The sequence below is a fragment of the Roseovarius sp. W115 genome, from assembly GCF_032842945.2.
Lineage (GTDB): Bacteria > Pseudomonadota > Alphaproteobacteria > Rhodobacterales > Rhodobacteraceae > Roseovarius > Roseovarius rhodophyticola.
Genome location: NZ_CP146606.1, coordinates 1,139,226 through 1,151,554 on the forward strand (window position 1 = coordinate 1,139,226; position 12,329 = coordinate 1,151,554).

12 protein-coding genes and 1 pseudogene are annotated in these 12,329 nt (G+C 56.7%); 10 read left to right on the plus strand and 3 right to left on the minus strand.

The genetic code is table 11. From position 1 onward, the window contains the following. Positions 1 to 76: 76 nt before the first annotated feature. The 7 genes and pseudogenes from RZS32_RS05845 to RZS32_RS05875 all read left to right on the plus strand — a co-directional run bounded on the left by RZS32_RS05845 (position 77) and on the right by RZS32_RS05875 (position 6,714). Positions 77 to 1,186, plus strand: coding sequence for an extracellular solute-binding protein (locus RZS32_RS05845; RefSeq protein ID WP_317056087.1), 1,110 nt, complete (start codon positions 77 to 79; stop codon positions 1,184 to 1,186). An 89-nt stretch (positions 1,187 to 1,275) separates the two neighbouring features. Beyond that, positions 1,276 to 2,399, plus strand: a pseudogene (locus RZS32_RS05850) (ABC transporter ATP-binding protein). Beyond that, entirely contained in the window at positions 2,396 to 3,358 is a 963-nt protein-coding gene (locus RZS32_RS05855) for an ABC transporter permease subunit (protein ID WP_317056089.1), read from the plus strand. Before RZS32_RS05850 ends, RZS32_RS05855 begins: the two are co-directional and overlap by 4 nt. 3 nt (positions 3,359 to 3,361) lie before the next feature. Beyond that, on the plus strand, positions 3,362 to 4,204 hold the full coding sequence (locus RZS32_RS05860) for an ABC transporter permease subunit (protein WP_317056090.1): 843 nt from the start codon (positions 3,362 to 3,364) through the stop codon (positions 4,202 to 4,204). After that, positions 4,204 to 4,851, plus strand: coding sequence for a TetR/AcrR family transcriptional regulator (locus tag RZS32_RS05865; RefSeq protein ID WP_317056091.1), 648 nt, complete (start codon positions 4,204 to 4,206; stop codon positions 4,849 to 4,851). Before RZS32_RS05860 ends, RZS32_RS05865 begins: the two co-directional genes overlap by 1 nt. A 60-nt stretch (positions 4,852 to 4,911) precedes the next feature. Further along, on the plus strand, positions 4,912 to 5,310 hold the full coding sequence (locus RZS32_RS05870) for a rhodanese-like domain-containing protein (protein ID WP_317056092.1): 399 nt from the start codon (positions 4,912 to 4,914) through the stop codon (positions 5,308 to 5,310). Positions 5,311 to 5,370: 60 nt separating this feature from the next. Next, entirely contained in the window at positions 5,371 to 6,714 is a 1,344-nt protein-coding gene (locus RZS32_RS05875; RefSeq protein WP_339106906.1) for an aminotransferase, read from the plus strand. Here RZS32_RS05875 and RZS32_RS05880 read toward each other — a convergent pair. After that, entirely contained in the window at positions 6,711 to 7,301 is a 591-nt protein-coding gene (locus tag RZS32_RS05880) for a GNAT family N-acetyltransferase (RefSeq protein ID WP_317056094.1), read from the minus strand. The genes RZS32_RS05875 and RZS32_RS05880 overlap by 4 nt on opposite strands. Further along, entirely contained in the window at positions 7,298 to 8,167 is an 870-nt protein-coding gene (locus RZS32_RS05885) for a DMT family transporter (RefSeq protein WP_317057849.1), read from the minus strand. The genes RZS32_RS05880 and RZS32_RS05885 overlap by 4 nt, the downstream gene beginning before the upstream one ends. A 195-nt stretch (positions 8,168 to 8,362) precedes the next feature. Between RZS32_RS05885 and hmgA the strand changes: the two genes are divergently transcribed. From hmgA to RZS32_RS05900, 3 genes are all read left to right on the plus strand, one after another. After that, entirely contained in the window at positions 8,363 to 9,724 is a 1,362-nt protein-coding gene (gene hmgA / locus RZS32_RS05890) for a homogentisate 1,2-dioxygenase (protein WP_317056095.1), read from the plus strand. A 170-nt stretch (positions 9,725 to 9,894) separates the two neighbouring features. Next, positions 9,895 to 10,782 carry an MBL fold metallo-hydrolase gene (locus RZS32_RS05895; RefSeq protein WP_317056096.1) on the plus strand — a complete coding sequence of 296 codons (888 nt, stop codon included), beginning with the start codon at positions 9,895 to 9,897 and terminating at the stop codon, positions 10,780 to 10,782. After that, positions 10,779 to 11,738, plus strand: coding sequence for a fumarylacetoacetate hydrolase family protein (locus tag RZS32_RS05900; RefSeq protein WP_317056097.1), 960 nt, complete (start codon positions 10,779 to 10,781; stop codon positions 11,736 to 11,738). Before RZS32_RS05895 ends, RZS32_RS05900 begins: the two co-directional genes overlap by 4 nt. Here RZS32_RS05900 and RZS32_RS05905 read toward each other — a convergent pair. Then, the gene (locus RZS32_RS05905) at positions 11,735 to 12,292 is read right to left on the minus strand and encodes a DUF2585 family protein (RefSeq protein ID WP_317056098.1); all 558 of its coding nucleotides are present in this window, start codon (positions 12,290 to 12,292) and stop codon (positions 11,735 to 11,737) included. The genes RZS32_RS05900 and RZS32_RS05905 overlap by 4 nt on opposite strands. Positions 12,293 to 12,329 lie beyond the last annotated feature (37 nt).

Genomic DNA, 12,329 nt, shown 5'->3' on the forward strand with positions numbered 1-12,329 from the left:
GGGACTGCGCCGAACAAAAGGCGCGATGCACTCATCAAAAAATTGAACGTCGTCCTAGGGAGAGGAATTCCGCAATATGACACTTACATACAAACTGAAGGGACTGACCTGCACGGTTGCAGTTGGCGTTTTGATGGCCGGATCGGCTGTTGCTGAAGATCGTGTGCTGAAGGTCACAAACTGGGGTGAATACATCGCAGAAGACACGATCGCCAACTTCGAAAAAGAATACGGGATCAAGGTCATTTACGACACCTATGATTCCGCTGAATCGATCGATGCGAAACTGCTTGCGGGCAATAGCGGTTATGATGTCGTCAGCCACGCCGGTAGTGATACAGCGCGTCTGATCAAGGCGGGCATCGTCGCTCCGCTCGATATGTCAAAGCTGGACAACATCAAACATATTGACCCGGCCCTTATGGCGCAGCTCGACAGTGAATGGGATCCAGGCAACAAGCACTTCATTCCGTATATGTGGGGCACACATGGAGTAACGTATAATGAAGAGCTGGTGAAGGCGACTTATCCTGACGCACCAATCGGCTCCATGGATCTTATCTTCAACCCTGAACACCTGGAGAAAGTTGCCTCCTGTGGTGTGTCATTCCTGGATTCTCCAGGTGACATCATTCCAATGGCGCTTGCTTATCTGGGGCTCGACCCAAACTCGACCAATTCCGAAGACTATGAGGCGGTTGGGGAAATGCTGGCGCAGATCCGTCCGCATATCAAAACGTTCGATAACTATGCGTATCAGCGGATGCCACAGAAAGAGTTCTGCATCTCCACAACTTGGGGGCCTGATGGGCTTTTGGCGATGTCCGGCGCAGCCGAAGCCGATACAGGCGTCGTTCTTGATTTCTTCCTGCCCGAAGGCCAAGGCGCAGCGCAGCTCTGGATTGACGGCTGGTTGATCCCTGCGGATGCCGCAAACAAAGAAGACGCGCATTTGTTCCTTAACTACATGATGCGGCCTGAAGTTGGCGCGGCGGACAGTAACTTCACCTGGTATGCGACGGCCAACAAGACCGGCAAAGAGCTGGTGGATGAAGAAGTGACATCAAGCCCAGCGGCTTTCCCAACCTCTGATCAGGTTGCCAAGATGTACACCACAAAAGTGCTTCCGCCGAAGGTCGAGCGCCTGCAAACGCGGACTTGGACCAACTTCAAAGCGGGCAACTGATCGCTTTTTGAAACAGGTGGTGGCGTGAGGTTTTATGCCACCACCCCACGCTCGCAAATATATTGAGCATTTTTACTGGGGGACCGTCCGTGACCGATGCGCCGTGGCTTGACCATGAGAACAACACTCCATTGGTCCAAATACGTGGCCTGACAAAGAAATTCGGTTCAGTTACCGCTGTCGACAACATTGATCTCGACATCTATCAGGGTGAGCTTTTTGCCTTTTGGGCGGGTCGGGTTGTGGCAAATCAACTTTGCTTCGGATGCTTGCAGGGTTCGAATTTCCTGAATCCGGGTCGATCAACATTGGGGGCGAAGACATGTCGAATGTCTCGGCCTATGAACGCCCCACCAACATGATGTTCCAAAGCTATGCGCTTTTCCCACATATGACAGTTGAAAAGAACATCGCGTTTGGGCTGCAACAAGACCGCGTTCCCAAAAGCGAAATCACCGACCGCGTGGATGATATTCTGCAACTGGTCGAGCTGCAGGACTTCAAGAAACGCAAACCGCAACAGCTTTCTGGTGGTCAAAGGCAACGAGTTGCTTTGGCCCGCGCGCTGGTGAAGAAACCACGCTTGCTCTTGCTGGATGAACCGCTCGCCGCTTTGGACAAGAAACTGCGCAAGCAAACGCAGTTTGAGTTGGCCAACATTCAGGAACAGGTCGGCGTGACGTTCATCGTTGTTACCCACGACCAGGAAGAGGCCATGACACTGGCCACCCGCATGGCCGTGATGGATGCAGGCCGCTTCATGCAGATCGGCACACCGAATGAGATTTACGAATTTCCTCAGTCGCGGTTTGTTGCGGACTTTATAGGATCGGCCAATATTTTTGCCGGACGCGTCAGCGAAGATGGCACCGACCATGTGCGCGTCGATACCGACCTTGGTGAGATTTACATCGACCACGGTCAATCGGTGACCGAAGGCAAACAAATCTGGGTTGGCCTAAGGCCCGAAAAAATTCACGTGAGCAAAACAGCACCCAAAAAGGCGGGTCCTAATCAGGTCAGCGGTGAAGTTGAAGAGATCGGATATCTGGGTGAGACTTCAATCTATAAGGTTAAGCTCAAAACAGGCCAACTTGTCGATGTGACTGCTCCAAATCAGGTCAGGTCGCGGAGTAGTGAGCAATCCATCACCTGGGAAGACACGGTCTATCTAAGCTGGGAGCCATCCAGCGCGATGTTGCTAAATTCATGACCGATCTAACGAACAGTCCGGTCTCTGCGACCTCTCAGCAAGACATCGGTTTTCTGCAATCTCTCGCCAGACGGGCACAGAACAATTGGCGCAAGATCGTCATACTGATCCCTTTTGTGTGGCTGCTCTTCTTCTTTCTCTTTCCGTTTTTCATTGTCGCCAAGATCAGTTTGGCAGAGCTGGCCATCGCAAGCCCCCCGTTCACCAAGCTGATTGAGTGGACGGATACGGGTGTGATCAACATCCGTATTGTCTTTGACAATTTCACCTACATCCTGACCGACAACCTGTATTCCAACACTTATCTCAACTCGCTCAAGATCTCAGTTCTCTCAACACTGATCTGTCTGTTGTTTGGCTATCCCATTGCTTATGGGATCGTGCGATCCGGTCCTGTGATGAAGCCGCTTTTGCTCTTCCTGGTGATCTTGCCGTTCTGGACGTCTTTCTTGTTGCGCGTCTATGCTTGGATGGGCCTTTTGGCGGATCAGGGCACGATCAACAACTTGCTGATCTCGATTGGGCTTATCGATGAACCCATCCGGATGCTCTATACTGAATTCGCGGTCTTTGTGGGTATCGTCTATACCTACATGCCATTCATGATCCTGCCGCTTTACGCCAATATGGAAAAGCTCGACACCAGCCTGAATGAAGCAGCAGCCGATCTGGGATCAAAGCCGACAAACACCTTTTTCAAAGTAACCTTGCCGCTGACGATCCCGGGCATCATCGCGGGCTCACTTCTGGTGTTCATCCCGGCCACGGGCGAATATGTCATTCCCGATCTTCTTGGAGGCGGCAACGTGCAAATGATTGGCCGCGTGCTCTTTAACGAGTTTTCGCGCAACACCGACTGGCCCGTCGCCTCGGCAGTCGCCATTGTACTTCTGTTCCTTCTCGTGGTGCCTATCGCCGTCTTCCAGCACTACCAAGGCAAAGAAAACGAGGGGCGTTAGGAGATGTACAACAAACGCTCTCGCTTTCTGACGGTCATGGTGAGCCTCGGGCTAGCCTTCTTTTACATCCCGCTCCTGCTTTTGGTGATCTACTCTTTCAACCACTCCAAGCTGGTGCCGGTTTGGGGCGGGTGGTCAACGCGCTGGTACAAAGTGCTGTTTTTCGAGTCCCCCGAAGTCTGGAGCGCTGTAGCGCTTAGTCTCAAGATCGCTTTCGTGAATGCGACTTTCGCCACCATGCTTGGTACACTTGCAGCGCTTGCGATGGTCCGGTTTGGCCGATTCAAAGGACGCACGCTTTTCGGCGGGATGCTTGTCGCGCCACTGGTGATGCCAGAAGTCATAACGGGTCTGTCCTTGCTGGTGTTTTTCATATCTCTGCAAGAATTGATCGGCTGGCCTGCGGAGCGTGGATTCACCACCATCACGATCGCGCATATAACCTTCTCCATGGCCTTTGTTGCGGTCACGGTGCAAGCGCGCCTGACCGGTATGGGGCAGGACCTTGAAGAAGCTGCCGCAGACCTGGGCGCAAAACCGTTCAAGGTTCTCACGGCAATCACCATCCCGCGCCTTACCCCCGCGCTGGTATCGGGCTGGCTGTTGGCCTTCACGCTTTCGCTTGATGATCTGGTGATCGCAAGCTTTGTCACCGGCCCCGGGGCAAACACGCTTCCAATACTCATTTTCTCGCGCATTCGACTTGGCTTGCGCCCGGACATTAATGCATTGGCCACCATCATCATTCTCGTCGTGGCGATCTGCGTAACCATTGCAGCCCTTATCATGTACCGCCAGCACAAGCGGGACCTGTTGGATCAGCAATTGGCTGAACGGGCCGACTGATGCCGGTTAAAACGCGCCATGAGACCGCCAATAAGCGCACGGCCCCGCGGGACGTGCGGCGCAAACAACTCATCATGGCGGCCATGGACTCGATATCCAAGCGCGGCTTTTCCGATACAACGTTGCGGCATGTCACGGAAAAGGCCAAGGTTTCGCATGGCGTGGTGAACTATCACTTTGCCAGCAAAGAAGCGCTCTATGACGCAACGCTCGGCTATCTGGCGCAAGAGCATTTTGATCTGTGGACCAAATATCAGAAGGAGGCCGGTTCAGACCCTGCACGGCAACTCGCTGCGATCCTGCGTGCAGATTTTGACAAGAAGGTCTGCACCCACAAAAAGCTGGCTGTTTGGTTCGCATTTTGGGGACAGGCCAAGTACCGGCCAAACTATCTCAAGATCCACAACCGGTATGACAATCAACGGTTTGAAGAGATTATGCACATCTGTGCCCGGCTCATCGAAGAGGGCGGATATATCGATCTGAGCGCGCCGCGTGCGACTCGGTTGATCGAGTCCATCTCAGATGGTCATTGGCTCAGTTTGATGCTCTACCCATCCGAGACCGATGGTGAGACGTGTTATCAAGACAGCCTGCATGCGCTGAGCCTTTTGTTTCCCAAGCATTTTCCACTGGACAAGGCATAGTTCAGGGCGGGTTTGGCGCTGAATGCTGCAAAGCCTGCCAAGACAAAAAGGGACTGATCAATGTCAAAACTCAAAAAGACCGCAGCGCAGGTGGTAGCCGATGCGCGGGCGCGGATTGACGAGGTTGAGACCGCAGACCTGATTGCGCTGGTGGACGATCCCAACACCGTTATTGTTGACATCCGTGACGTGCGCGAGCGCGAAAGAACCGGATACATCCCCGGCAGTGTTCATACCCCGCGTGGTATGGTGGAGTTTTGGATCGACCCCGACAGCCCCTATTACAAAGAGGTCTTCGGGCAGGACAAAAGATACGTGTTTCACAGCGCCAGCGGCTGGCGCTCAGCTCTGACCGTGGCCACGCTTCAGGAAATGGGATTTGAGGCAGCACATCTTAAAGAAGGGTTCTCGACCTGGGAGAAACAGGGCGGACCCGTTGAGAAAACAAAAGGCGATTGAACCGATGTCAAACACAACGCTCAACCAAAAAACAAAGTCAAACTCCCCAGCGAAGAGGATCTGACTCGTTGGGACCGCGATCACCATCTGCACCCGTGGGCCGGGGTCGAAGGCGTGGGCAAAGACGAATACATGCGCGTCAATACTGGCGAGGGCATCTATCTTTGGGACAGCGCAGGCAAGCGCTATATCGACGGGCCGGGCGGCATGTGGTGCGTACAAATCGGCTATGGCCGCGAGGAAATGGCCAAGGCGATTGCTGAGCAGACCATGCAAATGCCCTATGCCTCGCCGTGGTCCTTTACCTCAGAGCCTGCCGCCGTCTTAGCGCGCAAGCTGGCCGAAATGGCACCGGGAGACCTCAACACTGTGCATTTCACGACCGGTGGTTCGACAGCCGTGGACACAGCTCTGCGCGCGGTTCAATTCATGAACAATCGCCTTGGGCGGCCCGAGAAAAAGATCATCCTATCGCGTGAAAAAGCCTATCACGGCTCGACCTATCTGGCCTCGACCATGACCGGGAAGGAGCGCTTTAAGACACAGTTCGACAAGGCCGACGACCTGGTGCATTTCCTGCCCGACATCAACCCTTATGGCCGCCCCGAAGATATGAGCCTTGAGGACTGGTGCGACGCCAAGCTGGCCGATATGGAAGCCGCCATCGCCGAGGTCGGTGCAGATAAAATCGCCGCCTTCATCGCTGAGCCGATTCTGTGCTCGGGCGGGATCATCGTGCCACCGCCGGGCTATCATAAACGCACGCTCGATCTGTGCCACAAGCATGACATTCTCTATATCTCGGATGAGGTCGTCACCGGCTTTGGCCGCATGGGGCATTGGTTTGCGTCTGAGCCGGTCTTTGACATCGTGCCTGACATCATCACCTGCGCCAAGGGTCTGACCTCGGGGTACATTCCGCTGGGGGCCTGCATTCTGTCAGACCGCGTGGTCGACCAGATGCGCGGCAACGCCGAGAATGACACGTTTTACAACGGCTACACCTATTCCGGTCATCCCGTGGGCTGTGCCGCCGCGCTCAAGAACATCGAGATCATGGAGCGCGAAGACATCCTCGGTCACGTGCAGCGCATCACGCCATATTTCCAAGGGCGTCTGCGCGCCATTGGTGAGAAATTCGACATCGTCGGGGACGCCCGTGGCATGGGCCTTCTGGGCTGTTTGGAATGTCGCCCGGAATTGTCTGACGAAACCTATGCCGCGCATCTGCAATTCGGCAACAAGCTGGATGCGGTCTGTGAAGAGATGGGGCTGCTCCTACGCCCCTTCGGCAATATGGCCGTCTTCTCGCCGCCGCTGATCATGACCGAGGCGCAAATAGACGAGATGTTCGACATTATGGAAGCGGGGTTGACCAGGCTCAGTGCGGAATACGGCGCCTAGATCGTGTCAGACCTCCAGTCGCCTCTCTCGATTTCGAACCAGTCCACATCGTCATACCCATAGGCGCGCCTTTGCCCCTTAAATTGGAGGCCACATTTGCCCAGAACATGGCGTGATTTGTGGTTTGCGCTGTCTGTCGTTGCGACGACTTGGTCTAAAGCGGTTTGCTCAAACGCAAACTTCAACAGCCGCGCGCAGATTTCAGTGGCATACCCTTGCCCCCAAGCCTCTGGGATCAAGAGATACCCCACCTCGATATGCGCATCAGGGTAGGCATGTTCGGACAGCAGGCTCCAGTCATAGTCCTCCGTTTCAATGGGAACTGGCAGCAACACGCAATCACCGATTTTCTGGCCCGTGTCCTTGCGGACCACACACCAGATACCGATCCGCCCTCCTGCACCACGTCTGATATAGTTGTGCATTTGCTCAGCCACCTGCTCGGGCGACATCGGGTCAGCGACATACCTCATGACGTCTCTGTCGCAAAGCAAAGCACGCGCAATATCTAGATCATCAAGGCTGAACGGGATCAGTCGCAATCGATCAGTTTCCAGCACGAGCTGTTTTGCTCCAAGTGGCGTCACGCGGCGCGCTCCTTGCCCCGCCTGAGCAAAACCATGTTGGAGATCAATAGAACACCGATCACCACCGCGCCACCAACCAGCGCCCAGCGACCGGGGTCTTCGCCGACCACAGCCCAGACGAGCAGCGGCGCCAAAACCGATTCCAGCAAGATCAGCAATGAGACTTCAACTGAGCTGATGTAGCGCGGGCCCAGGGTGAGAAAGCAGGTCGCCACAGCGATGAACAGCCCATGGTACAGGAACAGATCCCACTGCGCCGCAACCGGTTCCAGCGGGGACACAAACGGCAACACCACCAGCGCCGCCCCAATGTAGGAAAAAGGGATCGCCGGGATCATTGACACATCTTTGACCCGGCGCACCGCCGTTAATGCTGCGGCATAGGCAGCGGATACGAACACGGCCCACAGATCACCTTTCCAGGACGCGATCTCGCTTTCGTGGCTGCCATAGGCCAGAATGCCTAGGCCCACAAAGACTCCTACCATGGTCAGCACCATGCGCCGTCCGATGCGTTCGCCCAGAAACACCCGGGCAAAGATCGACGAAAAGACAGGCATCGAGGCGAAAATGAAAACAACATTCGCCACACTGGTTTGCGTGACCGCCATCACAAAACCCGGCGCTGTGGACCCCATCAGCACGATGTAGACAAGCCCGGCGCGGCCCGTGTTGAGCGAGGCTTTGATCGCGCCGACACCCTGAAACGCCAGCACCCCAATCAGGATCAGCACACCCGCCGTCAGGCCCCGCCAGAACGCAACCACCAAAGGCTCGGCCTCGATCAAACGGACAAAGAGCGAGTCCGGGACGACAAAGAGCACGCCCAGTGTGGTGATGATGAGGCCCTTGAGATGTGTATTCATGGCCGCAAGCTGTCCCGCGTTTGATAGCGTTTGTAAAGCATCGCCAAACCTAGCGGGCCAGACGGCGATCTGCGGGGCATCTGACAACATGGCTTGCATGTCTGGCATGTTTCGCGAAATTCTATGCCAAAAGGGTCGCGCGCCTACCGCGCAGGCAACGCTCAGGCCTGACCCCGTTCCGACAGGAGACCGCCCATGACCCGTCCCGCACATCCGCATGTACTGACGCAAGCGCCCAGTCTCACAGGCCCGCATAAGGGCTATATGCCCGGTTTCGGCAATGATTTTGAGACTGAGGCTTTGCCCGGCGCGCTACCCCAGGGGCAGAACAGCCCGCAGAAATGCGCCTATGGGCTCTATGGCGAGCAACTCTCTGGCACGGCTTTTACAGCCCCAAGCCATCAGAATGAGCGCACCTGGTGCTATCGCATAAGACCATCGGTGAAACACTCGCATCGCTACACGCGCGTTGAGCTGCCCTATTGGAAATCAGCACCGCATGTGGTGGAAGATGTGACCTCGCTTGGTCAATACCGCTGGGACCCTGTCCCGCATTCGGACGCGCCTCTGACATGGCTGACGGGCATGCGCACCATGACCACGGCTGGCGATGTAAACACTCAAGTGGGCATGGCGAGCCACGTTTATCTTGTCACAGCCTCCATGGAAAACAGCTATTTCTATTCCGCTGACAGTGAGCTTCTGGTGGTCCCGCAAGCGGGCCATCTGCGCTTTTGCACCGAACTTGGGATTATTGATGTCGCACCACAAGAGGTCGCAATACTGCCTCGCGGCCTGCTCTACCGCGTTGAGGTTCTAAAAGGCCCTGCACGTGGCTTCGTTTGCGAGAACTATGGTCAAAAATTCACCCTGCCCGGTCGCGGTCCGATCGGTGCGAATTGCATGGCCAACCGGCGCGATTTCAAAACGCCTGTGGCTGCCTTTGAAGACCGCGAAACACCCTCGACCGTCACTATCAAATGGTGTGGGCAGTTTCACGAAACACAGATCGGGCATTCACCCTTGGATGTCGTGGCATGGCATGGCAATTACGCGCCCTGCAAATACGACCTGACCACCTATTGCCCTGTCGGCGCAGTGCTCTTTGACCACCCCGACCCGTCGATCTTTACCGTGCTCACCGCGCCCTCGGGTGTTGAGGGCACCGCCAATATCGACTTTGTGCTCTTCCGTGAACGCTGGATGGTGGCGGAACACACCTTCCGCCCGCCCTGGTATCACAAGAACATCATGTCCGAGCTTATGGGCAACATCTATGGCCAGTATGACGCCAAACCGCAGGGCTTCGTTCCCGGCGGCATGTCTCTGCACAACATGATGCTGCCGCACGGGCCTGACCGCGAAGCGTTTGAGAAGGCGTCTAATGCCAATCTGGGGCCTGATAAGCTCGACAATACGATGTCATTCATGTTCGAGACCCGCTTTCCGCAACATCTTACGCGCTTTGCCGCCAAGGAGGCCCCATTGCAAGAGGACTACATCGACTGTTGGGGGGATATCGAAAAGAAGTTTGATGGCACGCCGGGAGTGAAATGACCGTCACGCGGCATGGATGCCGGGCGGGTACGGGCTGTGCGCCGGGGAACGTTGCCGGGGAGGACGGTTGATGATCGGTGTTGTCATCCTGCTGGGCATCGTCATTGTCGCGCTGATCATGGTAGGGGTCCGCGAAAGTGGCGGCGCGTGGTATGAATGGGACGAAAATGATGACGACAGGCAGTGACACACAAAGCTCCGTGGTGCTGTTGGGCACCAAAGGTGGTCCGGGCATTCAACCCGGCTCGCCCATGCCGACCTCGACCCTGGTGCAGATGGGCGGGCGGACCCTGTTGGTGGATGCCGGCCTGGGGGCCACCCGCGCCATTTGCGATGCGGGCTTGCCGTTGACCGCGATTGATGCGGTGTTGATCACCCATATGCATTCCGATCATGTGATGGAATTGGGGCCGCTGTTGCACACCGCCTGGACCACGGGCCTGCGCCAGCAATTGCCCATCTTCGGCCCGCCCGGTCTGGAAGATTACTGGGAAGGCTTTTTGAACGCGATGAATTACGACATCGCCCTGCGAGAGGTCGACGAGGGCCGCCCCGATTTTCATAGCCTGTTCACCATTGGGCATATCACCGACGAACGCCCGATTGATCTGGATGGCGTGTTGGTTACCGCCTTGCGCAATATCCATCCGCCCGTTGCCGACAGCTTTGCGTTGAAATTCCAACATGGCGCGGACACGCTGGTGCTGTCGGGCGACACTGAGCCGATGCCCGAGATGATCCCGTTTGCGCGGGGAGCCGACCTGCTGGTGCACGAGGCGATGTTGCCCGAGGGCATTCAGGCCATTGTGGATCGCATGGGGTATGACGATGCCACCCGGCTGATAGATCACATCCTGCGCAGTCATTCCCCGGCTGCCGAAGTGGGCCGCATCGCAGCCGCTGCCGGGGTGGGCGCGCTGGCACTGAACCATTTTGTGCCGGGACACGAGCCGGGCATCACCGAAGCGGATTGGCGGGCGGCCGTCACGCCGCATTACGATGGCCCGCTGCATGTGGGCCATGACGGGATGGTCATTGCCTTTGGGGAGGACGCATGAAGATTGCGTCGCTTGACGATGGGTCGCCGGATGGCGCGCTGGTTGTCGTTTCTGATGACCTTCGCATGCAGCGGCCCTGCACCGACCGCACGCTGCGCGACGCACTGGACATGAAGCGCCTTGTGCCAGAGCTCACCGAACAGCCCTTTGACGAGGGATCTTGCGGTGCCGTGCTGCCCCGGGCAACGCAGTTTCTGGATGGATCCGCCTATGTGAACCATGTGGATTTGGTGCGCCGTGCGCGCGGCGCCGATATGCCCCCAAGCTTTTGGACCGATCCGTTGATGTATCAGGGCTGTTCCACCTTCATCGGTCCGCAGGACGACATCACCGGAGACCCGGATTGGGGCATCGACTTTGAGGCCGAGATTGCCGTGATTACCGGTGACGTGCCGCAAGGCGCCAGCGCGGATGAGGCCGCGGGGTTCATCGAATACGTCCTGTTGATCAATGATATCTCGCTGCGCGCGCTGATCCCCGACGAGCTGTCCAAGGGGTTTGGGTTTGTGCAATCCAAACCGCCCTCGGCCACGTCGCCGCTGGCGGTGACCCCCGCTGCGCTGCCGGGGTGGGACGGGCGGAAACTGCACGGCATCCTGCATGTGGACCTCAACGGCCAGCCCTTTGGCCGGGCCAATGCAGGTGTCGACATGACCTTTGATTTCGGCACGCTGATTGCCCATGCCGCGAAGACCCGGCCCTTGCCAGCCGGGACAATCATTGGATCGGGCACGATTTCAAATCGCGATGCGGATGAAGGGCCGGGCCAACCGGTGGCCCGGGGCGGGCGGGGATATTCCTGTATCGCCGAACAGCGCATGGTTGAAACGATCCTGACGGGTCAGGCGCACACACCGTTCCTTCGGCCCGGCGATACGGTGAAAATCTGGATGCAGGATGATGCGGGCCGGTCGATCTTTGGCACGATCAACCAGAAAGTGGCACCATGGCCCTAGCCGCCACCCTGCCAGTCGGCAATCGCCTCAACGGGGGCAATCAGCATGATCACGTTCAGGGTCAGGTTGTCGCGGATAATGCTCAAGGTGAGCAGCTCAAACCCAATAACGATCACCAAGCTCATCCAAACCGGCAAGCGCCGCGCCAGCCAGAACCCAAACAGCATGGCCGCAATGTCGGACGCAGAGTTGAGCACGCTGTCGCCGTAGTAATCCAGCGAGATCGTCACCTCACGATACCGCTCAATCACCGCATTGGTGTTCTCAACAATCTCCCAGGCGCATTCCAACAGCGCGGCAATGACCAACCGCCAGCCGAGCTCAACCCGCCGGGCCACGGCCCACAAGATGGCGTAAAAGATGAACCCGTGCAGCAAATGACTGGGCCAGTACCAGTCAAACACCTGCTGGCTGCCCTCCGACGTGTTCACCGTGCCCCACAAATCCACCCATCCGCAGGGGCAAGTCAGGTTGCGGCCCATCAGGATCAGTGTCACGAGCGTGGCAAGGCTGATCCCTGCGACAATCACATATGGAAGACGTATCGCGGTCATGTGCATAAGGAATCACACCCTTGCATGACTGTCGAGT

What these genes read in the sequence shown, in the direction of transcription:
- RZS32_RS05885 (WP_317057849.1), bottom strand. Translation starts at nt 8,167, where the DNA reads ATGAATACACATCTCAAGGGCCTCATCATCACCACACTGGGCGTGCTC.
- RZS32_RS05865 (WP_317056091.1), top strand. Translation starts at nt 4,204, where the DNA reads ATGCCGGTTAAAACGCGCCATGAGACCGCCAATAAGCGCACGGCCCCG.
- RZS32_RS05905 (WP_317056098.1), bottom strand. Translation starts at nt 12,292, where the DNA reads ATGACCGCGATACGTCTTCCATATGTGATTGTCGCAGGGATCAGCCTT.
- RZS32_RS05860 (WP_317056090.1), top strand. Translation starts at nt 3,362, where the DNA reads ATGTACAACAAACGCTCTCGCTTTCTGACGGTCATGGTGAGCCTCGGG.
- RZS32_RS05845 (WP_317056087.1), top strand. Translation starts at nt 77, where the DNA reads ATGACACTTACATACAAACTGAAGGGACTGACCTGCACGGTTGCAGTT.
- RZS32_RS05855 (WP_317056089.1), top strand. Translation starts at nt 2,396, where the DNA reads ATGACCGATCTAACGAACAGTCCGGTCTCTGCGACCTCTCAGCAAGAC.
- RZS32_RS05895 (WP_317056096.1), top strand. Translation starts at nt 9,895, where the DNA reads ATGACGACAGGCAGTGACACACAAAGCTCCGTGGTGCTGTTGGGCACC.
- RZS32_RS05900 (WP_317056097.1), top strand. Translation starts at nt 10,779, where the DNA reads ATGAAGATTGCGTCGCTTGACGATGGGTCGCCGGATGGCGCGCTGGTT.
- hmgA (WP_317056095.1), top strand. Translation starts at nt 8,363, where the DNA reads ATGACCCGTCCCGCACATCCGCATGTACTGACGCAAGCGCCCAGTCTC.
- RZS32_RS05870 (WP_317056092.1), top strand. Translation starts at nt 4,912, where the DNA reads ATGTCAAAACTCAAAAAGACCGCAGCGCAGGTGGTAGCCGATGCGCGG.